Raw genomic sequence first — 26,308 nt, 5'->3', positions numbered from 1 at the left:
ACGCGACCGTACCGAGGTCTACTCGCCTAACGGTTGATTTGGCTCAGAAAATTTTCCGAGAAAAAGTGCAATTGGAACAAATTGGGAACGCTTCCGCGGCCTCCCCCTCCCCACAAATGGCGAGGGGGAGGCTAAGGCATTGTGTCTTTTGACATATGCAGAATCGCGGAGGCTCAGGTGGCTGAGCCTCCGACGGTCAGGCCACCGATCATCAGTGTCGGCTGTCCAACCCCGACAGGCACCCATTGGCCCGCCTTGCCGCAATTGCCCATGCCCGGGTCCAGCGCCATGTCATTGCCGATGCCCCGGATCTGTTTGAGAGCCGTGGCCCCGTCGCCGATCAGCGTCGCGCCCTTGACCGGTGCGCCGACCTTGCCGTTCTCGACCCGGTAGGCTTCGGTGCAGGAAAAGACGAACTTGCCATTGGTGATGTCCACCTGTCCGCCGCCGAAACCCACGGCGTATATTCCATCCTTCAGGTCAGCGACGATGTCCTCGGGCGCGGTCTGTCCGCCCAGCATGTAGGTGTTGGTCATCCGTGGCATGGGCGCGTGGGCGTAGCTTTGTCGCCGCCCATTGCCCGTTGCCTTCACGTCCATCAGGCGGGCGTTCTGACGGTCCTGCATGTAGCCCACAAGAATGCCGTCTTCGATCAGGGTGTTCTTGCCGGACGGCGTGCCCTCATCATCCACGGTGATGGAGCCGCGCCGGTCGGGGATCGTCCCGTCATCCAGCACAGTCACGCCCGGAGCAGCGATGCGCTCGCCCATCAGTCCGGCGAAGGCCGAGCTGCCCTTGCGGTTGAAGTCGCCCTCAAGCCCGTGGCCGATGGCCTCGTGCAGCAGGATGCCGGGCCAGCCGGGGCCAAGAACCACGTCCATCACGCCCGCCGGTGCGGGAACGGCATCAAGGTTCACAACCGCAACGCGCAGCGCCTCACGCGCCTTTGTTTGCCAGTCATCGCGGTCGATCAGACCGTCAAGGCCCACGCGCCCGCCACCCCCGGCGCTACCGCTTTCGCGGCGTCCGTTGTGTTCGACGATCACCGAGATGTTTAGCCGGGTCATCGGGCGCACATCACGGACCGAATGGCCTTCGGGGCGTAGGATCTCGACCTCCTGAATGGAAGCGGCGAGCGATGCTGACACCTGCACCACCCGCGAATCGAGGTCGCGCAGATAGGCGTCGATCTCCTTCAATGTCTCCAGCTTCACAGGAAAGCTGGCCCCCGCGATCGGGTCGTCGGACGTGTAGAGTTGCACGTTGGTCGGCTGCGGTGCATCGGCGAGTGTGCCACCGCCCGCACCCACGGCCAAGCGGGCCGTTTCCGAGGCGCGCCGCAACGCCGATTCCGAGATTTCGGTGGAGTGGGCATAGCCCGCAACTTCACCCCGTACCGCGCGCAGCCCAAACCCCTGCGCGGCATCATAGCTTGCCGTTTTGAGGCGTCCGTCGTCGTAGACCAACGCCTCGGACCTGCGGCGTTCAAGGAACAATTCGCCATCGTCCGCCCCCGCTGTTGCATCCCGCAGGATCTGCAGGGCCACGCTGCGGTCGATGTCGTGATCCAGCGGTGCAAAAGGGGTGTCGGTCATCTGGTATACTCCGGTATGCGATGGGGCATTTCGCCACGGCAAGCGTCCGTTTGACGCGCCTCTTACATCTTTATCTCGAAGCAAGAATATGATTGTAAGTCGCGACAATACAACGGGAGGCGGAAACAGTGCGCGCTGTGACCTTCCCCCTCACATATGTTGATCACGCAAGATCAGGACGACCAGATGAAAAAGCTTTTCTCGATTTCGGGTGTGCTGAGCGCCCTCGCGGCCGCCCCGGCCTGGGCCCAAGACAGCCTTGAGGTGATTGGCCGCCCCGTTGACGGAGGTATGGGCTTTCAACCGGCGGCGACGGAAATCGCCCGCCGCCTGCAGTGGCTGGATGGCATGATCCTCGTGATCATCACGCTGATCACGCTGTTTGTGACCGGCCTACTGGCGTGGGTGATCGTGCGTTACAACCGCAAACGCAATCCGGAGCCTGCCAGCTTCACACACAACACGCCGATCGAGATCGCGTGGACCGTCATTCCCATCGTTATCCTGGTGTTCATCGGCGCGTTTTCGTTGCCGACCCTGTTCCACCAGCAGGAAATCCCCGAAGGTGACGTGACGATCAAGGTCACAGGCTATCAGTGGTTCTGGGGGTACGAGTATGTGGACGAGGATATCTCCTTCGACAGCTACATGATCGGCGCGCCGGCGACTGCGCCCTTGGATGCGGAAGAGCCTTACAACTACGCCATCAACGACGACGTGCGCGCGCAACTGGTAGAGGCCGGGTATTCCGAGCAGGACTTCCTGCTGGCAACCGACACGGCCGTCGTGGTGCCTGTTGGCAAGACCATCGTGATGCAAGTTACGGGTGCTGACGTGATCCACTCGTGGACCATCCCGGCCTTCGGCGTGAAGCAGGACGCAGTTCCTGGCCGTCTTGCCGAGCTTTGGTTCGAGCCCGAGAAAGAAGGCATCTACTTTGGCCAGTGTTCCGAACTGTGCGGCATCGCCCACGCTTACATGCCGATCGCTGTAAAAGTGGTAAGCGAAGAAGCGTACGAAGCGTGGCTCGACGCCAACCGTGAAGGCGGCGACTACGTGGACGTGCGGCAGGTTCTGACGAACTGATTGCGCAAGCTTGCGGCGGGATCATCCCGCCGCGTTTGAGTTGAAACCGACGGGAACGCGATGACCGACATCAGCTACCAGACCCAGACCCACGAGGCCGAAGCGTCCCTGGGGGACTATTTCGCGCTGCTGAAGCCGCGTGTTATGTCGCTTGTGGTGTTCACGGCTCTGGTCGGCTTGTTGGCGGCGCCTGTTTCGGTGCATCCGGTGGTGGCGTTTGCTTCCATCCTTTTTGTAGCCATCGGGGCAGGGGCGTCCGGCGCGCTGAACATGTGGTGGGACGCGGACATCGACGGTGTCATGAAGCGCACGGCCAAGCGCCCGATCCCGGCGGGGAAGGTCACACCAGACGAAGCCAAGGTTCTTGGGTTTGCGCTGTCCGGCATGTCTGTGATGATGCTGGGCCTCAGTGCCAACCTTCTGGCAGCGGGCCTGCTGGCGTTCACGATCTTCTTCTATGCTGTCATCTATTCCATGTGGCTGAAGCGCTCGACGCCGCAGAACATCGTGATCGGTGGGGCTGCCGGTGCGTTTCCGCCGGTTATTGGGTGGGTGATCGCCACGGGGTCCATGTCTGTCGAGGCGTGGCTGATGTTTGCGTTGATCTTCATGTGGACGCCGCCCCACTTCTGGGCGCTGGCGCTGTTCATGAAGTCTGACTACGACGACGCTGGCGTGCCCATGCTGACGGTCACCCACGGGCGCAAGGCGACGCGGGTACACATTTTGGCGTATACGGTTTTGCTTGTGATCCTCGCGCTAGCAACGGCTTTCACGGCCATTGGCGGCCCTGTCTACCTGACCGTTTCCATCGTGCTGAACGCACTTTTCCTCAAAGGTGCATTCGACATTTGGCGGCGCACCGAAGCCGATGCTGAGTATGACGGCTACCGCGTCGAAAAGGCATTCTTCAAACTGTCACTTCTCTACCTGTTCCTGCACTTCGGCGCCATTCTGGTCGAGGCGACGCTGCCTGCCGCGTGGGGGATGTGGGCATGAGTATTCGTGCCGAACATGAAATTCACCAGCGCCGCAAAGGACGCAATGTAGGCGTGGGCCTTATGCTTGCTGGTTTTGTCGTGCTGGTTCTGGCCCTCACCTTTGTCAAAATCACCGGCGGTGACTTTGAACTGCCCCGGATTGAGGAGAGCCAATGATGCGTCTGGAAGGTCCTGCGAAAACTGTTGCTCAAACTGTTGGGCTCGTTGTGTTTATGGGCGGCCTCGCCTGGGCATCAGTTCCGTTTTACGACTGGTTCTGCCGTGTGACCGGCTTTGGCGGGACACCCGGCATCTCTGAAGTCGCGAACGAAGACATTCTGGACCAAACCATCAAGGTGCGCTTTGACGCCTCACTGGAACGCAATATGCCCTGGCAGTTCACCCCGGAAGTGCGCGAGATGGAACTGCGCATCGGCGAGACGGGCCTGGCGTTCTACGAAGCGTACAACCCGACCAACAAGCCGGTGGCTGGATCTGCCAGCTACAACGTCGCGCCCTATGAGGCCGGTGGCTTCTTTTCGAAAATCGACTGTTTCTGCTTTGAAGAGCAGGTACTTCAGCCCGGCGAGCGGGTGATGATGCCGGTCACCTTCTACGTCGATCCCGAGATCGTCACCGACCGCGATGCCAAATTCGTGCATACGATCACGCTGAGCTACACCTTTTACCAAATCGACCTGCCCGAAGGCTATGCCTCGCTGGAGCAGGTGGACGAAACAAACCTGAACTGAGGGACGGACTATGGCCCACGCAAAAAACCACGACTACCACATTCTTGCGCCATCGACCTGGCCACTCCTGTCCTCTCTCGCAGCTTTCGTCATGCTGTTTGGTGCGGTCGCCTGGATGTCGGGTGGCATGACCATCTTCTTCAAGTCGATTGAACTGAGTGGCCCGTGGTTGTTCCTCATCGGTTTCGTGGCCATGCTTTACACGATGTTCGGCTGGTGGGCTGACGTCGTAGCCGAAAGCCGCATCGGCGATCACACGCCCGTCGTGCGCATCGGTCTGCGCTACGGCTTCATCCTCTTCATCATGTCCGAAGTGATGTTTTTTGCCGCGTGGTTCTGGTCGTTCTTCAAACACGCCATGTACCCGATGAGCGAATATGTCGGCTCAGAGTACCTGCAGCCCGAAATTTATCACGTTGACGCCTTCCATCTGCCGCTGATCAATACGCTGATCCTGCTGCTGTCTGGGTGCGCCGTGACCTGGGCTCACCACGCGCTTGTGCATGGCGGCGCACGTAAGGACGTTGTCAACGGACTGGCCATTGCGGTGGTTCTGGGGATCGTCTTCACGTTCTTCCAAGCCTACGAATACTCCTACCTGCTGTACAAAGGCTGGGAATTTGGTGGGGACAAGTTCTTCTCCAACTTCTTCATGGCAACGGGCTTCCACGGCGTGCACGTTATCATCGGTACGATCTTCCTGTTCGTGTGCCTCCTGCGCGCGATGAAGGGCCACTTCTCGGCTGAAAAGCATATCGGCTTCGAAGCGGCGGCCTGGTACTGGCACTTCGTGGACGTGGTGTGGCTGTTCCTCTTCTTCGCGGTCTACATCTGGGGCGTGGGCACGATGCCCGGCCTTGACCACTAAGCCGCGTCACATTCACCAAGATCAAAGCGCGCGGTTTCCGCGCGCTTTTCACTTTGGAGCAGGGCAAACAGACGCATGCGTCGCTTACTCTTTCTTCTGACATTTGGTCTGATGGGGGCCGGCATCCTCATCAGCCTAGGCGTCTGGCAGGTGCAGCGGCTGGGCTGGAAACAGGACCTGCTGGCGCGGATCGAAGCGCAGATTGATGCTGAACCGATGGCTGTCGCCGACGCCGTTGAGCCGCAGTTCCAAAGATATGCGCCGGTGCAGGTAAGTGGGATATTTGGTGCCGACCATATCCGCATGTTGGCATCCCGCCGCAACACGGGCGCTGTCTACCGTATTGTCCGGCCCTTCGAGGCTGAGGGGTTTGGTCCCGTTCTGATCGATACCGGCTGGCTCCCCGACGGTGAAGACCTTATCTCCGCACCGGAGCAGCGCCTCACCATTGTCGGCAACCTTGACGCGCCGAACGAGGCGGACAACTTTACACCAGCCCCGGACCTGAACCAAAATCTGTGGTTTGCGCGCGATGTACCCGCGATGGCAGAGACCCTTGAAACGCAACCAATCCTGATCGTTTTGCGCGACGCGCCGGAAATTGACCTTGGCGTGACGCCCTGGCCGGTAGACACGGCTGGTATTCCGAACGATCACCTGCAATACGCAATCACCTGGTTTTCGCTGGCGGCGATCTGGGTGCTGATGACTGCCTACTTCGTGCTGCGCACCAACCGCAGCCCGCGCTGAGAAAGACGACCCATGCGCTATATCTCGACCCGTGGCCAGGCCCCCGTGTTGACGTTCGAAGACACGATGCTGACCGGGCTGGCCCGCGACGGTGGCCTGTATGTGCCCGAAACCATCCCGACGCTGGACCAAGCGACCATCGCAGAGATGGAAGGGCATCCCTACGAAGAGATCGCCTATACCGTCATGCGCCCCTTTGTCGGTGACACGTTCAGCGATGAGGAATTCCGGTCCTGCATCGACAAGGCCTATGCCGGGTTTGGTCATGCCGCCCGCGCGCCATTGGTACAACTGGATCAGGGGCATTTCCTGCTTGAGTTGTTTCACGGGCCCACACTGGCGTTCAAGGACTTCGCCATGCAGTTGATTGGCCAACTGTTCCAGACAGCACTCAAGCGCCGCAACCAGCGTGTGACAATCGTCGGGGCCACCAGCGGCGACACCGGCTCTGCCGCCATCGAAGCCTTCCGCGGGCTCGACAACGTGGACGTGTTTATCCTCTATCCCCATGGTCGCGTCAGCGAAGTGCAACGCCGCCAGATGACAACGCCCACCGAGAGCAATGTGCATGCGCTTGCGCTGGAAGGGGACTTTGACGACTGCCAGGCGCGTCTCAAGGACATGTTCAATGACTTCGCATTCCGCGATGCCGTTGGTCTTGCGGGCGTCAACTCAATCAACTGGGCGCGCGTGCTGGCGCAGGTCGTTTACTATTTCTCTTCCGCCGTCGCCGTGGGCGCGCCGCAGCGCAAAGTCAGCTTCAGTGTGCCTACGGGCAATTTCGGTGACATCTTTGCCGGCTACATCGCCAAGCGCATGGGGCTGCCTATCGAAAAACTAGTTGTGGCGACGAACCAGAACGACATCCTGCATCGCTGCCTGAGCGGGCAGGGCTACCACAAGGGCGAAACAATCCCGTCGATCAGCCCCTCCATGGACATTCAGGTCAGTTCGAACTTCGAACGTGCGCTGTTCGACGCCTATGATCGCGATGGTGCCGCCGTTGCCCAATTGATGGACGAGCTGAAAAGCGGTGGGTTCGAGGTCAGCCAGGGCGCCATGCAGGTTCTGCAGAATCACTACGCCTCGGGCCGCGTGTCCGAAGATGAAACAAGCGCGCAAATCACCACCTCGCTCAAGGCGAGTGGCGAGCTTTTGTGCCCACACTCGGCCGTCGGCGTTCACGTCGCTGATGCCGAACGCCAGATTGGCACGCCCATGATCACGCTCGCCACAGCGCACCCGGCAAAATTCCCTGCCGCGGTCGAGGCGGCGACAGGCATCACGCCCCCCCTTCCACCCAGGATGGCAGACCTGTATGAACGCGCGGAACGGCTGACGCGGGTGCCGAATGATCTTGAGGCGCTCAAGGCGCACATCATCGAGCATCGCGCGCAGTGACCAAAACGGCAGTGAGACTGAATTGACCACGCAAACGCATCGCCTGAAAAACGGCTTTCGCATTGTTACCGAACATATGCCGGGGTTGGCTTCGGCCTCCATCGGCGTCTGGGTGGGTGCGGGTGCCCGGCACGAAGCCTCGGAACAAAACGGCATTGCGCATTTCCTTGAGCATATGGCGTTCAAGGGGACCGAACGGCGCAGCGCGCTGCAGATCGCCGAAGCCATCGAAGACGTGGGCGGCTACATCAACGCCTATACCAGCCGTGAGGTGACAGCCTATTATGCGCGTGTGCTGGAAAATGATGTGCCGCTGGCCATGGACGTGCTGGCGGACATCCTGTTGAACCCGATCTTTGATCAGAACGAGATCGAGGTGGAGCGTGGCGTGATCCTGCAGGAGATCGGCCAGGCGCTGGACACACCGGATGACGTGATTTTCGACTGGTTGCAGGAACAGGCCTATCCCGAACAGCCCCTGGGCCGCACGATCCTTGGCCCCTCCGAACGGGTGTCGTCCTTTGGGCAATCGGATTTGAAACGGTTCGTCGATCAGCACTACGGCCCAGAACAGATGATCCTGTCAGCTGCGGGTGCCGTCGATCACGACGCGATAGTGCGGCTGGCCGAAGAGTTGTTTGGCCACCTTGCCCCTCGTGCCAAAGGCGTACCGGACCTCGCAACGTTCGCCGGGGGAGAAGAGCGGCGCGTCAAATCGCTGGAACAGGCCCACTTCGCCATGGCCTTTGAATCGCCGGGCTATCGTGACGACGCGATCTATACGGCTCAGATCTACGCCAGCGCTCTGGGCGGCGGCATGTCGAGCCGCCTGTTTCAGGAAGTGCGCGAAAACCGGGGACTGTGCTACACGATCTTCGCCCAGGCTGGAGCCTATGCCGACACAGGCATGACGACGGTCTATGCAGGCACGTCAGCTGAGCAGGTCGCCGATCTGGCGGCGATCACCGTGGACGAGATGAAGCGCGCCGCAGATGACATGACGGCGGCAGAGGTTGATCGTGCCCGCGCCCAGATGAAAGCGGGTCTGCTCATGGGCCTCGAAAGCCCGTCGAACCGCGCCGAACGTCTTGCCCGTCTGGTACAGATATGGGACCGGGTGCCTGCCCTGACTGAAACCGTCGCGCTGATCGACAATGTCACGGTCGAGGATGTGCGGGACTTTGCCGCGCATATGGCCACCCAGGCGCCGATGGCCCTGGCGCTTTATGGTCCGATTGATGCCGCCCCGACCCGCCATGCCCTGCAGGAGCGGCGCGCCGCCTGATGCTTCTGAACAAGCGGAAATTGCGGATCGAAACAGAGCGGATGACCCTGCGCCCGCCGACCCATTCCGACTTTCGCATTTGGGCCGCACTGCGTGCGGCCAGCATCGATCATCTGACGCCGTGGGAGCCAAGCTGGGCCGGTGACCACCTGACGCGCAAGGCGTTCACCAATCGGGTCTATTGGGCGCAACGGTCCGTCGCCAGTGGCACTGCGATGCCGCTGTTCCTGTTTCGGCGGGGCGATGAGGCGCTTCTGGGTGCGATCACGCTCGACAACATCCGGCGAGGGCCTGCGCAAGCGGGGACTTTGGGCTATTGGACGGGGGCGGCGCACGCACGGCAAGGATATATGCGTGAGGCGATCCTCGCCGTTGTCCACCATGCCTTCACCCGCCTCGACCTCAGCCGGATCGAGGCTGCCTGCTTGCCGGAAAATGTCGCCTCGCGCGGGCTGCTCGAAACCTGCGGTTTCAAGTACGAGGGCGTGGCCCAAAGCTATCTGCAGATCGACGGGCGCTGGCGCACCCATGTTCTTTACGCGGCACTTCGTATGGACCGGCGCGGGCGGACCGACGCGGGATAAAAATCTGACACAGATTTTTGCCAAGACTTTTTGTAAAAATCTTGCGTCGCGCTAATCTGCTAAACATGCGTCACTTGCTTCTCGCCCTCGCCCTTGTCGCACTGCCGCTCAGCGCCGTTGCGCAAGACACTCGCACACCCAGCCATTGCATAGCCCTTGCCGAACAGATCGACGGGGCGCAGTTCGTGCACAGGGCCAGTTACGATGTTGACGTGGCCCCTGAAACCGTACGCCTGCACTTCATCGCGCATGCGTCTTTCCTGATCCGCACAGCGGGCGGGCTGAATATGGTCACGGACTTTACAGGCTTCACCGGGTCTGCCCCCATGATCCCGGACGTGGTCACGATGAACCACGCACACGAAACCCACTGGACCGCCAATCCCGACCCGGCAATCCCACACGTCCTGCGCGGATGGGGAGAAGAGCACGGCGCGGGCATCAGCCACCGGTTGGATCTGGGCGAGGTGCTTGTGCGCAACGTCTCTACCGACATCCGCTCTCAATGGTCGGGGGTGGAGGAGAATGGCAATTCCATCTTCATCTTCGAGGTGGCCGGCCTGTGCATCGGCCATCTGGGCCACCTGCATCACGAACCCAACGCCGAACAATACGCGGCCATCGGGCGGCTTGATGTGGTGATGGCCGCTGTCGATGGCGGCATGACAGTCGATCTGCCGACGATGATGCGGATCGTATCGCGTCTTCGGTCCTCGATCGTGATCCCTATGCACTGGTTCGGTGAGTACACCCTTGATGCGTTCCTGACCGGGATGTCCGAAGAATTTCAGATCGTGGAAACGGGCGGGCCTTCTCTTGATGTCTCTCTGGACCGGCTGCCCAGCCGTCCCACAATCATGGTCTTGCGCCCGGAATGGCTGCGTGAGGACAGTGAATAACTGCGTTGTGGGCGCCTTTGCTTTCTGGCACCACCGGGGCAAAGGGCAGGGGGAACACGATGCTGAATTCACTGACGGATGAACGGGCCGAGGCGCTTCGCTCCTGCTTGCCGCAAGACCGCTTTGCCGCGGCAGACGACGCCCATCTCCGCGAACCGCGGGGGCGCTATGCGGGGCAGGCGGGGCTTCTCGCGCGGCCGCGCAGCACGGAGGAGGTTGCGACCCTTGTCCGCGCGGCTTCCGACATGCGCGTGCCGGTCATTCCCTATGGCGGGGGGACCGGTCTGGTCGGTGGGCAGGTTGCGGAAGCTGGGCCGATCCCCCTGATCCTGTCGCTGGAAAAGATGAATGCGATCCGCGCGGTTCACCCTGAGGAAAACGTGTTGATCGCGGATGCGGGCGTCATCCTCGCCGATGTGCAAGCGGCTGCCGAACAGGCGAACCGCCTGTTTCCGTTGTCGCTGGCCGCCGAGGGGTCCGCGCGCATCGGGGGCAATCTCAGCACGAATGCAGGCGGTACGGGTGTTTTGCGCTATGGCAACGCGCGCGATCTTTGTCTGGGGGTCGAGGCTGTTCTGCCAAGCGGCGAGGTGTTCAACGGCCTCAGCCGACTGCGCAAGGACAACACCGGCTACGACTTGCGGCACTTGCTCATCGGGGCAGAGGGGACGCTGGGCATTATCACAGCCGCCGCTCTCAAGCTTTTCCCGCGCCCATCGGCGACCGGAACGGCGCTGATGCAAGTGACATCTCCCGCCGCGGCCCTGTCGCTGCTCGCGCTGGCACGGGATCATGTGGGCGATAGCATCTCTGCCTTTGAACTCATCGGTGCACAGGGCTTTGCCTTTCTGGCCGAAACCATGCCGCAAGTCCGCAACCCGTGGACCGAAACGCCCGAGTGGTGCGTGCTGATCGAATTGGGCATGAACGGCGCGCAAGATCCGAAAGACGCGCTTGAGACTGTGTTTGCCGCCGCAACCGAAGCCGGTCTGGTCCAGGATGGCATGATCGCCCAAAACGCCCAGCAAGGGACGGACTTCTGGTCCATCCGCGAAAACATCCCCGAAGCCAACCGCCGCATCGGGTCGGTCAGCTCGCACGACATCTCGGTCCCTCTTGGCGCTCTGTCCGACTTCATTGCCGAAGGAAACAAACGCATCGCAGCGCTCGGCGACTTCAGGATCAACTGCTTTGGCCATGTGGGCGACGGCAACCTGCACTACAACGTCTTTCCCATCCCCGGCAAAAGCCGCGCTGATCACGATGTTGAGCGGCCCAAGATCAAGCGGGTTGTGCATGATCTGGTGCATGAAATGGGCGGCTCGGTCAGTGCCGAGCATGGGGTCGGGCGGCTGAAGGTCGAGGATATGGAACGTTACGCCGATCCGACCAAGCTCGCGGCGATGCGCGCAATCAAGACCGCCCTTGACCCCCACGGTATCATGAACCCCGGCGCGGTTCTGCGACAGCCCGGCGGCTGAAGAGGGGCAAAGGCATGTTGCCCAGTCTGCGTACCATGGCCCTTTTGCCGGTGCTTATGCCTCAGGCACTTTGGGTCGCGTGGCGCGCCGTGCGCTTGCCCGAGGCGGCAGGCCCGCGCACCGGGTCTGTCGGACAGGGGGCCGACCTGCGCGTTCTCATTGTGGGCGACTCTTCCGCTGCCGGTGTGGGTGTGGCCGAACAGGATACAGCCCTTGCCGGGCGGTTGGCGCATCACCTTGCCCCTACCGCCGCCGTCTCTTGGGCGCTGGTGGCCAAATCCGGCTGGACAAGCCGTCAGGTGTTGCAGGCGATCGAGTTGCTGCCGCCGGCCCGCGCCGACATTGCCGTGCTGGCCGTCGGCGTCAACGACGTCAAGAACGGTGTGCATATTTCGAAATGGCGCAAGAACTATGCGGCGATCCTACACGCCTTGCAGGCCAAGCATGGCGCACGGGCAATCGTTGCATCCGGCGTTCCGCCCTTGGGCCTATTTCCATTGCTGCCCACGCCGCTGCGGGGGGTCCTCGGCGCGCGGGCCGAGCGGTTTGACGCGACCCTGGCGGCGTTATGCGCTGAGCATGAAGGCGTGGTGCACCTTCCGTTCGATCAGCCGCTCACCCTATCTGACATGGCGCGCGATGGTTTCCACCCAGGCGCGCCGATCTATAACGCTTGGGCGATGAAGGTGGTCGAAGCGTTGCAGCCGAACCTACCTGACGTGATCAACCGCCAAGCCCATCGATAAGCCGCCAGACCAACTCTCCCACGTTCGGGTTCCGGATGTCACCGTGCGAGGCGATGATCGAACTGGCGTCGATGTAAAGCACTTTGCGATTGCCCTGCACCTTCTGGCCCATCTCGACCACGCGCGGCAGGTCTGCGGCAGACGTCAGAACCATCCGTTCGAAACGTTCGGCCAGGGCGGGGCGCCGGTTCAACATGTTGTGACCCACCCGACCGCCCACATGGGCTGCACCCGTGGCATATCGAGCGACGGGATTGGCGGTGTCCCCCTTGGCCCAGGTCAATGCAAGCGCGCCACCCGGTGCTGCATGGTCCTGATACGGGGCCCCTTCGCCCGTTGTCATCCAACGGAACGGCGGTAAAAGCTGCGCGCCCTTGCGAAACCGGTTCATGCTGAACGCCGCTTGCAGGCCAATCACAATTGGTCCGGCACCGGTGCGCGCCACTGCACCGCGCAGCGTATCAGCAGAGTAGTAGGCCCGCGTCAGAACACGCGCGCCCATGGAATGGCCGATCAGAACGCTGCGCAGGCCCGTCGCCGCCTCAAGCGTTGGCAGCATCGCGTTCACGATATGGTTGACGATGCCAAAGCCGATTTCATCCGCATCCATGGATTTGGTGGGGTAGCTGCCAAGGTGTAGGACACGATTGGCCAGATCACTGGGGGATTTGCCACCCCAGACAGATGGCCATGTAATTCCGATCACCATCGGGTTGAATGCACGGCCCTGCGTGGCGGCCCACCTGGTGCTGTGCTGGTAGATTGCGTTGTAACGCTCCAGTGCTTCGAACTGATCATTGTTCCAGCCCATCGACAGCAGCATCAGATGGGTAAAGGGACGTCCTGCTGTCTCGGCATCGGTGATATCCGTCAGGATTTGCGCTTCCACCCCGTCAAGCGCCTTCCAGCCATGCGCATAGCTTTCGTTCAGGCGTGGGCTGTCCAGTGTCGGACCAAACGCGGTGTGGCTGTAGGCGCTGTAGTGCAGATCGGTTGTGGACATTGCCGTGCTGGCGGACAGGCCGTAGCGCAGGATATGCGACACGAACATCACCTTGGGGTCGTCCATCACGGCGGTGAAGGTGCGTTGTTGCTGATCCAGATCACGCTCAAGCCCACCATCGGGCACGCGGTGGGGTTTTTGCAATCGTTCGAAATCAGGGCCTTCATGCGGCGCGCCTATCCGGGCGCGCGGGCTTTTTTCAATGCCGATCAAATAGCCCGCGCCGGAAAACGGGTGCGAAAAGGGCGTGTTCAAAAGCGCGTGGTAGCGCGCGCTCACGCCCGAGGTGCCAAGCGATCTTTCTTCTGCTGCGGGCACATGTGAGTTGATACGCGCGGTGCTGATCGGCGGCTGCGCAGACTGCAATGAAAGTGTGGTCACAAGGGCATCCAAGGGTCATCGCTAAATTGCGTTACCCTGGACCCGTACACACCCGTTTGGCAAGCCTTGCCTACTCTCCGTCGAAAGCGCAGAGCGCGTGCACGTCCATGCCCATCGCCTCAAGCCGTTTGCGCCCGCCCAGGTCCGGCAGGTCGATGACAAAGGCGCACGAGACGATTTCACCCCCGAGCCGCTCGATCAGCTTGATCCCGGCCTCTGCCGTGCCACCGGTGGCCAGCAAATCATCGACCAGCAGGATCTTTTCCCCGGCCTTGATCGCGTCGTCATGCACTTCGACGATCGCTTCGCCATATTCGAGCGTGTAGGCCTGACTGATCGTGGCACCGGGCAGCTTGCCCTTCTTGCGGATCGGAACGAAGCCTACGGAAAGCTGGTGCGCGATGGCACCGCCGAGGATAAAGCCACGTGCTTCAAGTCCCACCACCTTGTCGATCTCAAGCCCTGCATAGGGGTGCAGCATCTGATCGACCGCAATCCGAAACCCGCGCGGGTCGGCAAAAAGGGTCGTGACATCGCGAAACATGATGCCCTCGTGGGGGAAGTCGACGATGGTGCGGATGTAATCCTGTACGGTCTTCATGTGGCTCTCCGAAGGGTGGCTGTCAGAACGCCCATGCCCACCAGTGTGGCGCCCCCCGCGCGGGTCAGCCACATCTGGACAACAGGGCGCGTGATCCGGCTGCGCATGGCGTTGGCGGCAAGGGCAAAGATCAGGGCGTTGACGCCTGCGATGGCCACGAAGGTTGCGATCAGAATGGCCGCTTGCGGGGCGAAAGATGTCGTCGGATCAATGAATTGCGGTACGAAGGCCACAAAGAACGTGTTGGACTTGGGGTTCAGCGCTGTCACCGTGGCCAGATCGCGAAACACCTTGCCGGGTCGTTGGCCTGAGGGTTTATCCATCATCGGGGTTTGCTGCGGTGTTCGGGCGCTCAGCAACATGCGGATGCCCAGATACACCAGGTACACAGCGCCCACCCATTTCAGGATCGTAAAGGCCAGTGCCGAGGTCAGGAACAGCGCGCCGAGCCCGATGACGGACAGGGTCATGGCGATCAAGTCCCCTGTCGCCACCCCAAGGGCAGAGGCGACGGCGACCCGTTTGCCTTGGCTCATGGCATAGCTCAGCACCATCATCAGGGTGGGGCCAGGGATGACCAGCAGGGCGGTCGAGGCGACGACGAAGGTCAGCCAGAGATCTAGCGACATGAGCATTCTCCGATCAGGGGATTACAGGACGCGGCCTGCCACGGCGTCGAGTTTGGCGACGACGGCAGGGTCGCGGGCCTCGGGGGCGGTCAGGATGGCGTATTCCAGCGCGCGGTCGCAGCCGTGGGGGCAGGGTGCGCGGTCTGCGCCCAACAGCGTAGGCAGCCGTTTCACAAGCGCGCGGCCTTTGTCGGCGTTGCCCATAAGTGTTTGAATAATTTGCATTACATCCACCTCGCCGTGATCCGGGTGCCAGCTGTCATAGTCGGTGATCATAGCGACGGAGGCGTAGCAGAGCTCGGCCTCGCGGGCGAGTTTGGCCTCGGGCATGTTGGTCATGCCGATCACGTCTGCCCCCCAGCTTTCGCGGTACATTTTCGACTCGGCGAGTGTGGAGAATTGTGGCCCCTCCATTGCGAGGTAGGTGCCCCCGCGATGCACATTGATCCCCGCATCCTTGGCGGCGGCTTCGCAGGCATCGCTGAGGCGTGGGCAGGTCGGATGAGCGACCGAGACATGCGCGACGCAGCCCTTGCCAAAGAATGACTTCTCGCGAGCAAAAGTGCGGTCAATGAATTGATCTACAATGACAAAATCACCGGGCGCCATTTCCTCGCGAAAGGATCCGCAGGCCGAGACAGAGATCACATCTGTCACGCCCAACCGTTTCAGCGCGTCGATATTGGCGCGGTAAGGGACGGTGGTTGGGGAATGCACGTGCCCGCGCTCGTGGCGGGGCAGAAAGGCCATGTCGATGCCGTCTAGCACCCCGGTCAGGATCTGGTCCGAAGGTGCCCCCCATGGTGTGTTGACCGTGGTCCACTCCGCCCCTTCCAACCCGTCGATGTCGTAGATGCCGGAGCCGCCGATCACGGCGATTTTGGTACGGGTCATGGGCGCCTCTCGTGCCGAAACAGAAGAAATTTTGTGAGCCAAAACAGGCCAGCACCACCCGTACACCAGCCGTGCACCATGCGTACACCCCCTATGCACCCCCACCGCGCGCTGAGGTGGGGCAAGGCGCAACGGATGCCCTTTTGTGCATCGGTGGCAGATGGCTCAGCGTCCCTGCACCGGCGTTGCCAAAGTCACGTCACACGGTAGAAAGATGCCACGCTTGAGACCGGCTTTGGGGCCGGTCTCTTTTTCACACCAAGACGCAATCACGGCGGAGGTCATCGATGCGAGACCCGGATGAGAACGGATGGCAGTCCTCGGCTCCGGCTTGGATCGACCGGATGTCGGACCGGGGGGATTTTTCGCGGTTGCATGTCCTTGATACGCCGATGCTGGCGCGGGTCACGGCGTTGCGACCCGAAACCGCGCTGGATGTCGGATGCGGTGAGGGTCGTTTTTGCCGGATGATGGCGAAGATGGGTGTGGCCGCGGTTGGTGTGGACCCGATCCCCGGAATGGTGGAGGCGGCGCGCAAACGACACCCGGATGGCGACTATCATGTGGGCTTTGCCGAAGCGCTGCCGGTTGCTGATGATGCCTTTGACCTTGTCGTATCTTATCTAACCCTGATCGACATTGATGGGTTAGAAGACGCGGTGGCCGAGATGGCGCGTGTGACGGCGCCGGGTGGCCGGATCCTTGTCGCGAACCTGACTTCATTTTCGACGTCGAGTGCGGTGATGGGGCCACGCTATTGCCGGGATACCGGCGAAAAGCTGAAACCGCTGGGCCGATACCTGTCCGAAGAAAAGCTGTGGTTCGAATGGGACGGGCTGCGGATTCAGAACTGGCACAGGCCGCTTTCGACATACATGCAGGCGTTTCTGTCCCAAGGTTTGATCCTGCGCCAGTTTGACGAGCCTGCGCCCGAGTGCGGGCCACCTGAGCGGGTACGGTCCTATGCCCGGATGCCGTATCTGATGATGATGGAGTGGGAAAAACCTGCATTGTCGTCGGTGTAAGGTCTGACTGGTGCCCTCGTGAACGCGACGTCCAACCGGGCCGGTGCGCGGATCAAGGTGCAAGGATCGTGGTCAGGGGTGCCGTAAGCGCCCGCGGCATGGGGATGGAAAAGCCAAATTCTCTCAATGGCTTGTGCATTGCCTTTTCGGCATACCGAGAAATACCGTGCCATCCTGTCCAAGCCTGCTATGTGCAGCGCACATAACAGCCCCGCGTTTGGTGCAATGGTTTTTAACCCCTTCATGGTTTAGAGGCCACCGATCGCGCGACCACGAGCAGACGGAACCCGTATGGCCTTTCTCGACAACTTCAATGCCAAGACCCGCTTTGGTGATTTTTCCATTGCGCCCGGCGACACCAAACTGACCCCGGGCCAAATCAAGACGGACCTTTTGTCCGGTCTGACCGTGGCCCTCGCGCTGGTGCCGGAGGCGGTCGCCTTTGCCTTTGTTGCCGGGGTGCATCCGTTGGTTGGGCTTTATGCAGCGTTCATGGTCGGCCTCATCACTGCGCTCTTCGGCGGTCGGCCGGGCATGATTTCGGGCGCAACCGGAGCCTTGGCGGTGGTAATGGTGGCGCTGGTGGCGCAGCACGGCGTTGAATACCTGTTTGCCACCGTGGTGCTGATGGGGCTGCTCCAGATCTTTGCGGGTGTCATGCAGTGGGGCAAGTTCATCCGGCTGGTGCCGCATCCGGTGATGCTGGGGTTCGTGAACGGCCTCGCCATCGTGATTTTCCTGGCCCAGCTGACCCAGTTCAAGGTGCCCGGCAGCGCCGAGGCGTCGGGCCATGGCATGGCGGGTGGCGACTGGTTGTCGGGCATGCCGCTTTACATGATGCTGGGGCTCGTGGGGCTGACCATGGCGATCATTTGGCTCGCACCGCGGGTGACCCGTGCGATCCCCGCGCCGCTGGCTGGCATCGGGATTGTCGCGGCGATTGTCATCTTCTTCGGCCTCGACGTGCCGCGTGTCGGCGATCTGGCCAGCATCGAAGGGGGGCTACCGCCCTTCCACATCCCCATGGTGCCGCTGACCTGGGAAACGCTTGAGATCATCCTGCCCTATGCTGTGATCCTGGCCGCTATCGGCCTGATCGAGAGCCTGTTGACCCTGAACCTTGTGGGCGATCTGACCGGCCAACGGGGTGGAGCGTCGCAAGAGTGTATCGCGCAGGGCCTTGCCAACACGGCCACCGGGTTCTTCGGTGGCATGGGCGGGTGCGCTATGATCGGGCAGTCGATGATCAACGTGAAATCCGGCGGCCGCACGCGCATCGCCGGGATCGCGGCGGCGCTGTTCCTGCTGGCCTTCATCCTCGTGGGCTCTTCCATTATCGAGCTGATCCCGCTCGCCGCCCTTGTCGGCGTGATGTTCATGGTGGTGATCGGGACGTTTGCCTGGAACAGCCTCAAGATCCTGCGGAAAGTGCCCCTGACCGACGCTTTCGTCATCGTGTTGGTGACGGTTGTGACGGTGATGGAAGACCTTGCCGTGGCCGTGGTCGTCGGTGTCATCGTGTCGGCGCTGGCCTATGCCTGGAACAACGCGCGCCGCATCCATGCCAAAAGCTACACCACGCCCGAAGGCGCACGGGTCTACCAGGTGCAGGGGCCGCTGTTTTTTGGCTCGGCCACCGGCTTTGTCGAGATGTTCAAGACCGACACCGACCCGCGTGAGGTGATCATCGACTTCGCCGACAGCCGGGTGGTGGACCAGTCCGCGCTGCAGGCGATCGAGGCGGTTGCGGCAAAGTATCAGGAGGCGGGCAAGCGCGTGCAGCTGCGCCACCTGACCCACGATTGCCACAAGCTTTTGACAAAGGCCGGGCATTTGATCGTGGATAGCGACGACGACCCGGACTACGAGATCGCCACCGATTACGGTGTGCGCACGGGTATTCTGGGCGGGCATTGACGGGGCGGACAAAGACCCGTCTTCCGGACACTCTTTGAAATGAAAAATGGGCCAACCTGCAATGCAGCTTGGCCCATATCCGAAACCGTGTCGGTTTCGACAGGATTTTCGCGCCGAAAATCGGCCTGCGGTTTAGTCGGTGATCACGCCGACACCGGCGCCCACGACAGCGCCTTCAACACAGCGCCCGTTGGCCAGCACTTCACCGGCAGCACAGCCGACGGCCCCGCCGACAACGGCGCGCTCCAACGTGCTGTCGCCGCAGGCCGCGAGGCCCAGAAATGCCGCTGCTGCGGTCAATGTAAGCAATTTGTGCATGGCCAAACTCCTGAGCCGTTGATGTCGCGAGAGCCTAGCATGCGGCGGCGTCGGTCTTGAATGGACGGCGCGATCAACAGGTCAATTGCGCGCCTATTCGCCTATGATGAGGGATTGGAGGTGCAGGCATCCCCCCAAACATCCAGCTTGCAAAGTTCGTACCGCATAGGCCATGTCGCCCGAGATGGTGGGGGATGTCGGGTATGGACGTCGGGTTTCAGCGGTCCACCAATGCGGCGACGTCGCCCGCCATCAGGTCGGGCACAGCGGTCGCCACCCGGTCGGCGGGCCAGTCCCACCAGGCCAGAGCGTTCAGCGTGGCGATATCCGCATCTGAAAAGCGCATTCGCACCACCGTTGCGGGGTTACCCGCCACAATGGCATAGTCCGGGACAGTGCCGCGCACGACGGCGCCTGCACCCACAATGACCCCGTTGCCGATGCGCGCGCCGGGGCACACGATGGCACCAAAGCCCAGCCAGACGTCATGGCCGATCACCGTATCCCGGCTGTCCGGCTGGTAGTTGGCCATCTTGGCCGGATCGAAGATCGGAAAGGGAAAGGTCGTCAGCCCGTCCATGGCATGGTTTGCCCCCGACGTGATGAAGCGCACGCCATGCGCGATCTGGCAATAGCGCCCGATCCGCAGCTTTTCGGGCCCGTATCCGAAGAGGTACGGGGCCAGATGGCTGGCCCAGTCCGCGACCGGCGAAAAGTCGGAGGCGTAGGTGTAGTCGCCCACCTCCCATGCCGGGTGGTCAATCACCTGGTTCAGAAACACCGTCCCCTGATGCGCCGACCCATCAGGCAGGGTGACCGGATAGGCGCGGCGCGCGTCGGGGAATGTCATTCGCCGGGCCGCTTGAGGCTGAACTTCTCGCGGATTACGGAATAGTCGCGATAGCCCATGCGTGTGAGCGGGTTGAACTTCAGCACGTCGAACACCCCGTCCACAACGCAATCGTCGCGCAGGTGGATGCCCACCACCTCGCCAAAGACGACATAGTTCGCCTCGCCCTCGATCTTGTGGATCTGGGTCATGCGACATTCAAGCGATGCGGGCGCTGCGGCGACGCGGGGGCAGGTGATCTCGGAACACTCGGCCTTGTCCACGGAGGCGAGAGAGAATTCATCTGTATCTGCGCTCCAATCGCCTGAGGTCTGGTTCATCACGTCCTTCATCGCGTATTCCACGATGTTCACGCAGAAGACGCCTGTGTCGCGGATGTTGGCGACCGTGTCCTTGGTCCCGTCGCGGTCGGGTTTGGCGCTGGTCGACGCAAACATGACCTGTGGCGGCACGTAGGCCGTGGCGTTGAAGAAGGAATAGGGGGCTAAGTTGTCTGACCCGTCGCTGCCGCGCGTGGCCACCCAGGCGATGGGGCGGGGGGTTACAATGGCGTTGAACGGGTTGTGCGGCAGGCCGTGGCCGTCAGCGGGGCGGTAGAACATGGGGCCTCCAATACGTGCGTTTGCGCAAGGGTTAGCGCCATGCTAGGGCGGGGGCCAGCCCTGACGAACGATATGCCCCGCACCACCCATGTACCATCTGCGCACAGAGACGCCCGAGGATCGGTGGGAGGTCGAGGCCCTCTATGATCTGTGCTTTGCGCCGGGGCGCGAGGCGCTGTCGTCCTACCGCTTGCGCGATGATGTGCCGCCCGTGGCGGGTCTGAGCCATGTGGCGCGTGATGTGGACGGCATTCTGGCGGGTGCCATCCGCTATTGGCCTGTGCTGATCGAGGCGCACTCTGCGCTCCTCTTGGGGCCTGTGGCCGTCCACCCGACCCGGCAGGGCGAGGGGTTGGGGGGCGAATTGATCGAAACATCGCTGGCCGAGGCTCAGACGTCTGGTTGGGACCGTGTCATGCTGGTGGGCGACGCGCCTTATTATTCGCGCTTCGGCTTTGTCCGTTTGGCAGATGTGGTGATGCCCCCGCCCACGAACCCCGACCGGGTGCTGGGCCGTGATCTGAAACCGGGCGCATGGGCCGGAATTGCCGGGGATGTTGTCCGTTTCAGTTGATATGGGCGGGGTATCTGCCCATCTTGAGGGTATGAACCAAATCATAGTTGTGCCCGATCCGCTGAACACCGAAGACGAGCTTGAACGCCTTGCCAGGCGCTACAAGGCCGCGGGTGGCATGGGCATCCAGGTGCTCAACACCCTTGGCACGCAGGCTGATGGATTGTTGAACCGCCTGCCTGTGTCGGTGCAGGAACAGTTGACCGACGCGACCCGCGCAGCACTAACGCAGGCGCTGGGCGCTGCCAGCCGGTCGCGCGGCGTGGTGCCGGATCAGGCGGAGTGGCTGAACGCGACCGTGAGTGCCGCGATGGGTGCTGCGGGTGGCTTTGGCGGTCTGCCCACAGCCTTGGCCGAGTTGCCTGTGACCACCACGCTGTTGTTGCGCGTGATCGAAGGCGTGGCCGAAGAACACGGCTTTGACGCCAGCGCGGAGTCGGTGCGCTTTGACTGCATTCAGGTCTTTGCCGCCGCAGGCCCGCTGGAACATGACGACGGGTCGGACATCGCCTTTCTGTCGGCGCGCATGGCGCTGAGCGGTGCGGCCATGCAGGCGCTGATCACGCGTGTTGCGCCGCGTCTCGCCGTTGTTCTGGGCCAGAAGCTGGCGGCCCAGACTGTGCCTGTGCTGGGTGCCGCTGCCGGGGCGGCGATCAACTTCAGCTACACCAAGTACTACACCGACATGGCCCATGTGCATTTCGGCCTGCGCCGCCTGTCGGTCGAAGCGGATCAGCCGCACGAGCACATGGTCGAACGCCTGCGCCGCGAGGTGCTGGCGCTCAAGTAGCACCGCCCGAGATCGCCGACTGCGCCACCGAGGTGGCCTTGATCACCGCAAAGAGTTGCTGACCTTCGACCAGCCCCAGGCTTTGTACGGCCCGGCCCGTCACACGCGCCAGCAGCGCATCCCCACCTGCATCGAGCGCAATGGCAGCCCCCGGTCCGTCGCCCGCGCGGATGGAGCGGATGGTGACGGGCAGGATGTTCTGCGCGCTCAGCCCCTGCGGCTCGGTCAGCGACAAAAGCACGTCCTGCGCCAGTACGCGCAGGCGCACCTCGGCCCCGACCGGTGCCTGCACGCCCAGAAGCTGGATAGTGCCTGCCGCGAGCTGAAGTGTACTCAGCCCATCTTCGTCATGCTCCACGACGCGCCCACGCAACACCGCGCCTGCCTCCCGCACCCCTAACAGGGGCACGGCGGCAGGGTCCGCCATCACGTCAAAGAGCGGCCCCGCCCGTGCGACACGCCCCCCCGCCAACAGCACCATGTGATCGGCCAGCCGCGCGACCTCGTCCACCGCGTGACTGACATAAAGGATCGGCACACCCGTCTCGGCCTTTAGCCGGTCGAGATAGGGCAGGATCTCGGCCTTGCGCGGGCCGTCGAGGGCGGCCAGCGGCTCGTCCATCAGCAAGAGCCGCGGGTTCGATAGCAGCGCCCGGCCGAGGGCGACACGCTGCTTCTCCCCGCCTGACAGGGTGGCGGGGTGGCGGTCAAGCAGCGCGCCGATGCCCAGCATCTCGATGATGCGGGGCCTGTCGCTGGCGCGCGCGCCGTAGCGGCTCGCATAATCGAGATTGTCAGCCACGGTCATATGAGGAAAGAGGCGTGCGTCCTGAAAGACATAGCCAACCCGGCGCTTGTGGACTGGTAACGTGTCGAACCGCGTGCCATCCAGAGTGATCTGCGCATGATCCGGTTGCAAAAGGCCAGCGACGGCGTTCACAATCGTCGTCTTGCCCGCGCCTGAGCGGCCAAACAGGGCCGTAACCCCCGGTCCAGCGTCGAACGCGACGTCCAGATCGAAATCACCAAACCGGTGGCGGATGGATACGGAAAGGCTCATGCGCCAGCAATCCTGCGGGCCACCCGGCGGGCCAGCCATTCGGACAGCGCCACGGCCCCGAGCGCGATGATGCAGGCCCAGATCACCAGCCGGATCGCCGCATCCTCGCCCCCCGGCACCTGCAACAGGGCATAGATGGCCGATGGCAGGGTCTGCGTCTCGCCGGGGATGTTTGCGACAAAAGTGATGGTGGCGCCAAACTCGCCGATGGCCTTGGCAAAGCCCATGACAGCGCCTGCCAGCACGCCCGGCAGGATCAGAGGCAGGGTGATGGAGCCGAAGACGGCCCAGCCGGGCGCGCCGAGGGTGCGGGCGGCGTCCTCGATCTTCGGATCAACCGCTTCGATGGCCAGGCGGATGGCGCGCACCATCAGGGGAAAGCCCATAACCCCAGCCGCCAGCGCGGCCCCGGTCCAGCGGAAGGCAAAGACGAGGCCGAGTGTGTCTTCCAGAAAGCGGCCCACCGTGCCGTTGCGGCCAAAGGTCAAAAGCAGCAGGTACCCGGTGACCACTGGGGGCAGCACAAGGGGCAAATGAACCAGCGCGTTCAACGCGGACTTGCCCCAGAACTCACGCCGGGCCAGCAGCCACGCGATCCAGATGGCAAGGGGCAGTGCCACCAGCGTGGCGGTCACGCCGACCAGCAGCGACAGGCGCAATGCCGTCCATCCCGCTTCGTCCAGTATCATGGGGCCCGGAACCCCGCGGCGACAAAGATGTCGATATGCGCTGCCACATGGTCAAGAAAGGCGGCGCCCAAAGGCGTCAGGGCAAGACCCGGATATGTAATCGTCGGATGCGCTTGGGTCGGCACGTCATAGACCACACTCACATCATCACTGGCCGCGGCGTCAGAGGCATAGACGATGCCAAGCGGCGTCTCGCCCCGTGCGACCAGCGCAAGGGCGGCGCGCACGTTTTCGGTTTCGGCAAGATGGGGTTGCAACGGGTCCCAGACGTCAATGCTGCCCAGCCATGCGCTTGCGTATATGCCTGCGGGCACCGACATGTGCTGTCCCATCGCAAGACGCCCGCCGTCCAAGCGCGCGAGCACCGTGTCGGCGGTCACATCGGACAGCGGCGGGGCGCCACGGGGTGCAACAACCACAAGGCTGTTCGACAGAAGGGGGCGGGCCGTCGCGACCCCGATGCCCCGATCTTCCAACCACGCCGCCCAGTCGGCGTTTGCAAGGATCGCCGCATCGGCGGGCGCGCCCTGGCTGACCTGCCGCGCCATCGCCCCGCTGCCGCCATAGCTGATCACAACATCGCCATCCCACGCTTCGGCCACCTTGTCCAATGGCCCTTGCAACGACGCGGCAGCAAAAAGGCGCACAGGGTCCGCCCACGCGCGTGTCATGCCCGATGCGGCCATGCAAACCAGCACCAAGCCCTTGATCCAGTTCAGGCTTTTCATCGCCCCGAACTATTGGGCAAGCGGCACGGTGCCTCAAGGCTAAAACGCGGCTCCAATGCGAAGGTCGGGGTGGGGCGACGTGGCGTCCCGTCAGTCTCTGGAGGTCCACAAAGCGCCCGATAACTGGTCATTAACCAAAATCAGCGTTATATTACCCATAATTACGGAGGGCAGGGCAGTGACGGCCCCGATGATCAAACAACTCCCGCTGTCGTTAGGGCGGGCAAAAAAAGCGGATGTGCGGACCCAGTTTGCGGCCCTGTGCTACCGTTTGAACAACGACAAGGTACAGGTGCTTTTGGTGACCTCGCGCAGAACGCGGCGGTGGATCATTCCCAAGGGCTGGCCGATGGACGGGCTGACCCCTGGTGACAGCGCCGCGCAGGAAGCCTGGGAAGAGGCAGGGGCCAAGGGCCGTGCCGATCAGCGCCCCTTGGGTATGTTTTCTTACAACAAAGACATGGGCGATGATGCCGGGCTGCCGGTTGTGGCGATGGTCTATGCGCTCAAGGTGAAATCGCTGGAGTCCGACTATCCCGAAGCGTCAGAACGCAAACGCAAATGGGTGAGCCGCAAGAAGGCGTCGCAGATGGTCGATTCCCCGGAACTGGCCCGCATCCTGCGCGATTTCGACCCGCGCTATCTGGCTTGAAGCTGCGGCTTTTATGCCTTTGACCTTCGCCCACTAGCCCCTATGTTCGCGCAGCAATGATCAAGTACGCGCTCAAATGTGCCGATGGGCACGGCTTCGAAAGCTGGTTCGCCAGTGCGGATGCCTTTGACAGTCTCAAGGCGGCCGGGCACGTGTCGTGCGCCGTGTGCGGGACTTCTGATGTGTCCAAGGCGATTATGGCACCGCGCGTCAGCACGACGCAGGCGGATGTCGCGGAACAACCGCTGTCCAAGCCAGCCTCCGAAGTTGAGGCCGCCATGGCCCAGATGCGCGAGGCGGTCGAGAAGAACGCAACCTATGTGGGCGGCAACTTTGCCTCCGAGGCGCTCGCGCAGCACCTTGGCGAACAGCCCGACCGCCCGATCTGGGGCGAGGCGAACCGGGAAGAGGCCAAGCAGCTGATCGAGGATGGCGTGCCCGTGGCACCATTGCCCTTTGTCCCGTCACGTAAAGCGAACTGAGGGTTTCCATGCACATTCTGATCACTGGGGCGACCCGAGGCATTGGGGCCGGGCTGGCGTCTGCCTACCGGGCGCAAGGGCACGAGGTGACGGGCACGGGCCGGTCATCGGGGGCGGAAGTGACGCTGGATGTCACCCAGCCGCAGGATCACCGCGCGATGTCCGCGCAGCTTGCGGGGCGGCCCATCGATCTACTGGTGTGCAATGCCGGCGTCTATCTGGACAAGGGCAATGATCTTGAGACCGGCTATGCCGCCGATCTCTGGGCGCAGAGCTTTGCCGCGAATGTGACGGGGGTGTTCCTGACCGTTCAGACCTTGCTGCCAAACTTGCGCGCGGCATCCGCACCCCGCATCGCGATCATCTCGTCCCAGATGGCCTCCCACACTCGCGCACCCGGCGGCAGCTATATCTACCGTGCGTCGAAGGCCGCGGCGCTGAACCTGGGCCGAAACCTTGCCACGGATCTAGCGGGGGAGGTGGCCGTGGGTATTTATCACCCCGGCTGGGTGCAGACGGATATGGGCGGCGATGCGGCCGACATCACCGTGGACGAGGCGGTGGCGGGATTGATGCAGCGTTTTGCGGCGCTGAGTCACGACACCACGGGCTGTTTCGAGACATGGGACGGGCGCGCGCACGCTTACTGATGTGCACGTGATCCAAAGGTCGCCTTCGGCGGCGCG

Annotated in this window: 30 protein-coding genes; 19 read left to right on the top strand and 11 right to left on the bottom strand. The window is 62.4% G+C overall.

Features of this window, described 5'->3' with window-relative positions; genetic code table 11:
- Positions 1 to 173: 173 nt before the first annotated feature.
- Positions 174 to 1,595, bottom strand: a complete 1,422-nt coding sequence (gene tldD / locus RA29_RS04690; RefSeq protein ID WP_039683334.1) for a metalloprotease TldD — start codon at positions 1,593 to 1,595, stop codon at positions 174 to 176.
- Positions 1,596 to 1,781: 186 nt separating this feature from the next.
- On the opposite strand from tldD, the gene coxB reads away from it, so the two are divergent.
- The 12 genes from coxB (at position 1,782) to RA29_RS04630 (ending at position 12,427) form a co-directional block, all read left to right on the top strand.
- Positions 1,782 to 2,681 carry a cytochrome c oxidase subunit II gene (coxB, locus tag RA29_RS04685; RefSeq protein WP_039683976.1) on the top strand — a complete coding sequence of 300 codons (900 nt, stop codon included), beginning with the start codon at positions 1,782 to 1,784 and terminating at the stop codon, positions 2,679 to 2,681.
- Positions 2,682 to 2,741: 60 nt separating this feature from the next.
- A complete protein-coding gene (cyoE, locus tag RA29_RS04680) occupies positions 2,742 to 3,680 on the top strand; it encodes a heme o synthase (RefSeq protein ID WP_039683332.1) in 939 nt (312 codons plus the stop codon).
- A complete protein-coding gene (locus RA29_RS04675; protein ID WP_039683330.1) occupies positions 3,677 to 3,838 on the top strand; it encodes a hypothetical protein in 162 nt (53 codons plus the stop codon). The genes cyoE and RA29_RS04675 overlap by 4 nt, the downstream gene beginning before the upstream one ends.
- Positions 3,838 to 4,413, top strand: a complete 576-nt coding sequence (locus tag RA29_RS04670; protein ID WP_039683974.1) for a cytochrome c oxidase assembly protein — start codon at positions 3,838 to 3,840, stop codon at positions 4,411 to 4,413. Before RA29_RS04675 ends, RA29_RS04670 begins: the two co-directional genes overlap by 1 nt.
- 10 nt (positions 4,414 to 4,423) lie before the next feature.
- Positions 4,424 to 5,281 carry a cytochrome c oxidase subunit 3 gene (locus tag RA29_RS04665; RefSeq protein ID WP_039683328.1) on the top strand — a complete coding sequence of 286 codons (858 nt, stop codon included), beginning with the start codon at positions 4,424 to 4,426 and terminating at the stop codon, positions 5,279 to 5,281.
- 75 nt (positions 5,282 to 5,356) lie between these two features.
- The gene (locus RA29_RS04660) at positions 5,357 to 6,031 is read left to right on the top strand and encodes an SURF1 family protein (protein ID WP_039683326.1); all 675 of its coding nucleotides are present in this window, start codon (positions 5,357 to 5,359) and stop codon (positions 6,029 to 6,031) included.
- 12 nt (positions 6,032 to 6,043) lie between these two features.
- Positions 6,044 to 7,432: a threonine synthase gene (gene thrC / locus RA29_RS04655; protein WP_039683324.1), complete on the top strand. Its 1,389-nt coding sequence runs from the start codon at positions 6,044 to 6,046 to the stop codon at positions 7,430 to 7,432.
- Positions 7,433 to 7,454: 22 nt separating this feature from the next.
- Positions 7,455 to 8,717, top strand: coding sequence for a pitrilysin family protein (locus tag RA29_RS04650; protein ID WP_039683322.1), 1,263 nt, complete (start codon positions 7,455 to 7,457; stop codon positions 8,715 to 8,717).
- Positions 8,717 to 9,301: a GNAT family protein gene (locus RA29_RS04645; RefSeq protein ID WP_039683320.1), complete on the top strand. Its 585-nt coding sequence runs from the start codon at positions 8,717 to 8,719 to the stop codon at positions 9,299 to 9,301. Before RA29_RS04650 ends, RA29_RS04645 begins: the two co-directional genes overlap by 1 nt.
- Before the next feature lie 65 nt (positions 9,302 to 9,366).
- Positions 9,367 to 10,200: an MBL fold metallo-hydrolase gene (locus RA29_RS04640; RefSeq protein WP_039683319.1), complete on the top strand. Its 834-nt coding sequence runs from the start codon at positions 9,367 to 9,369 to the stop codon at positions 10,198 to 10,200.
- 59 nt (positions 10,201 to 10,259) lie between these two features.
- On the top strand, positions 10,260 to 11,681 hold the full coding sequence (locus RA29_RS04635) for an FAD-binding oxidoreductase (protein ID WP_039683317.1): 1,422 nt from the start codon (positions 10,260 to 10,262) through the stop codon (positions 11,679 to 11,681).
- A 14-nt stretch (positions 11,682 to 11,695) separates the two neighbouring features.
- Positions 11,696 to 12,427 carry an SGNH/GDSL hydrolase family protein gene (locus tag RA29_RS04630; protein ID WP_082029428.1) on the top strand — a complete coding sequence of 244 codons (732 nt, stop codon included), beginning with the start codon at positions 11,696 to 11,698 and terminating at the stop codon, positions 12,425 to 12,427.
- On the opposite strand, the gene RA29_RS04625 is transcribed toward RA29_RS04630, so the two are convergent.
- From RA29_RS04625 to RA29_RS04610, 4 genes are all read right to left on the bottom strand, one after another.
- Positions 12,405 to 13,811 (bottom strand): hypothetical protein, encoded by a 1,407-nt coding sequence (locus RA29_RS04625; protein WP_152612930.1) that lies wholly within the window; start codon positions 13,809 to 13,811, stop codon positions 12,405 to 12,407. The two genes, RA29_RS04630 and RA29_RS04625, sit on opposite strands and share 23 nt — an antisense overlap.
- Positions 13,812 to 13,881: 70 nt before the next feature.
- Positions 13,882 to 14,412 (bottom strand): adenine phosphoribosyltransferase, encoded by a 531-nt coding sequence (locus RA29_RS04620; RefSeq protein WP_039683313.1) that lies wholly within the window; start codon positions 14,410 to 14,412, stop codon positions 13,882 to 13,884.
- Complete coding sequence (locus RA29_RS04615; RefSeq protein WP_039683970.1) at positions 14,409 to 15,041, bottom strand: LysE family translocator; 633 nt, start codon at positions 15,039 to 15,041, stop codon at positions 14,409 to 14,411. Before RA29_RS04615 ends, RA29_RS04620 begins: the two co-directional genes overlap by 4 nt.
- A 21-nt stretch (positions 15,042 to 15,062) precedes the next feature.
- Positions 15,063 to 15,935, bottom strand: coding sequence for an S-methyl-5'-thioadenosine phosphorylase (locus RA29_RS04610; RefSeq protein ID WP_039683311.1), 873 nt, complete (start codon positions 15,933 to 15,935; stop codon positions 15,063 to 15,065).
- A 287-nt stretch (positions 15,936 to 16,222) separates the two neighbouring features.
- Between RA29_RS04610 and RA29_RS04605 the strand changes: the two genes are divergently transcribed.
- Together RA29_RS04605 and RA29_RS04600 are read left to right on the top strand one after the other, a co-directional pair.
- Entirely contained in the window at positions 16,223 to 16,960 is a 738-nt protein-coding gene (locus RA29_RS04605; RefSeq protein WP_039683309.1) for a class I SAM-dependent methyltransferase, read from the top strand.
- Positions 16,961 to 17,251: 291 nt separating this feature from the next.
- Positions 17,252 to 18,877, top strand: a complete 1,626-nt coding sequence (locus RA29_RS04600) for a SulP family inorganic anion transporter (RefSeq protein WP_039683307.1) — start codon at positions 17,252 to 17,254, stop codon at positions 18,875 to 18,877.
- Positions 18,878 to 19,009: 132 nt separating this feature from the next.
- Here the strand turns inward: RA29_RS04600 and RA29_RS04595 are convergent, their stop codons facing one another.
- The 3 genes from RA29_RS04595 to RA29_RS04585 all read right to left on the bottom strand — a co-directional run bounded on the left by RA29_RS04595 (position 19,010) and on the right by RA29_RS04585 (position 20,647).
- On the bottom strand, positions 19,010 to 19,195 hold the full coding sequence (locus RA29_RS04595; protein ID WP_039683305.1) for a hypothetical protein: 186 nt from the start codon (positions 19,193 to 19,195) through the stop codon (positions 19,010 to 19,012).
- 217 nt (positions 19,196 to 19,412) lie between these two features.
- On the bottom strand, positions 19,413 to 20,045 hold the full coding sequence (locus RA29_RS04590; RefSeq protein ID WP_039683303.1) for a CatB-related O-acetyltransferase: 633 nt from the start codon (positions 20,043 to 20,045) through the stop codon (positions 19,413 to 19,415).
- Positions 20,042 to 20,647, bottom strand: coding sequence for a flavin reductase family protein (locus tag RA29_RS04585; RefSeq protein WP_039683301.1), 606 nt, complete (start codon positions 20,645 to 20,647; stop codon positions 20,042 to 20,044). Before RA29_RS04585 ends, RA29_RS04590 begins: the two co-directional genes overlap by 4 nt.
- 88 nt (positions 20,648 to 20,735) lie before the next feature.
- Here RA29_RS04585 and RA29_RS04580 point away from each other — a divergent pair, with 88 nt between their 5' ends.
- Positions 20,736 to 21,221, top strand: a complete 486-nt coding sequence (locus RA29_RS04580; protein WP_039683299.1) for an N-acetyltransferase — start codon at positions 20,736 to 20,738, stop codon at positions 21,219 to 21,221.
- 31 nt (positions 21,222 to 21,252) lie between these two features.
- Complete coding sequence (locus RA29_RS04575; RefSeq protein WP_039683968.1) at positions 21,253 to 22,011, top strand: EcsC family protein; 759 nt, start codon at positions 21,253 to 21,255, stop codon at positions 22,009 to 22,011.
- On the opposite strand, the gene modC is transcribed toward RA29_RS04575, so the two are convergent.
- The 3 genes from modC to modA are packed head-to-tail and all read right to left on the bottom strand — an operon-like array spanning position 22,004 to position 24,488.
- Positions 22,004 to 23,071 carry a molybdenum ABC transporter ATP-binding protein gene (gene modC / locus RA29_RS04570; protein ID WP_039683966.1) on the bottom strand — a complete coding sequence of 356 codons (1,068 nt, stop codon included), beginning with the start codon at positions 23,069 to 23,071 and terminating at the stop codon, positions 22,004 to 22,006. The two genes, RA29_RS04575 and modC, sit on opposite strands and share 8 nt — an antisense overlap.
- Complete coding sequence (gene modB / locus RA29_RS04565; RefSeq protein WP_039683297.1) at positions 23,068 to 23,760, bottom strand: molybdate ABC transporter permease subunit; 693 nt, start codon at positions 23,758 to 23,760, stop codon at positions 23,068 to 23,070. The genes modC and modB overlap by 4 nt, the downstream gene beginning before the upstream one ends.
- A complete protein-coding gene (gene modA, locus RA29_RS04560; protein ID WP_039683295.1) occupies positions 23,757 to 24,488 on the bottom strand; it encodes a molybdate ABC transporter substrate-binding protein in 732 nt (243 codons plus the stop codon). The genes modB and modA overlap by 4 nt, the downstream gene beginning before the upstream one ends.
- A 190-nt stretch (positions 24,489 to 24,678) precedes the next feature.
- On the opposite strand from modA, the gene RA29_RS04555 reads away from it, so the two are divergent.
- Genes RA29_RS04555 through RA29_RS04545 form a run of 3 tightly spaced genes read left to right on the top strand, consistent with a single transcriptional unit; the run spans position 24,679 to position 26,272 of the window.
- Complete coding sequence (locus RA29_RS04555) at positions 24,679 to 25,140, top strand: NUDIX hydrolase (protein ID WP_039683293.1); 462 nt, start codon at positions 24,679 to 24,681, stop codon at positions 25,138 to 25,140.
- 56 nt (positions 25,141 to 25,196) lie between these two features.
- Positions 25,197 to 25,622, top strand: coding sequence for a DUF1178 family protein (locus tag RA29_RS04550; RefSeq protein ID WP_039683291.1), 426 nt, complete (start codon positions 25,197 to 25,199; stop codon positions 25,620 to 25,622).
- Between the two features lie 8 nt (positions 25,623 to 25,630).
- Positions 25,631 to 26,272, top strand: a complete 642-nt coding sequence (locus RA29_RS04545) for an SDR family NAD(P)-dependent oxidoreductase (RefSeq protein WP_039683290.1) — start codon at positions 25,631 to 25,633, stop codon at positions 26,270 to 26,272.
- Positions 26,273 to 26,308 lie beyond the last annotated feature (36 nt).

The organism is Tateyamaria sp. ANG-S1 (assembly GCF_000814025.1).
Classification (GTDB): Bacteria; Pseudomonadota; Alphaproteobacteria; order Rhodobacterales; family Rhodobacteraceae; genus Tateyamaria.
The sequence above is the reverse complement of the archived record's forward strand: the minus strand, read 5'-3'. Positions and strand labels throughout refer to the sequence as shown.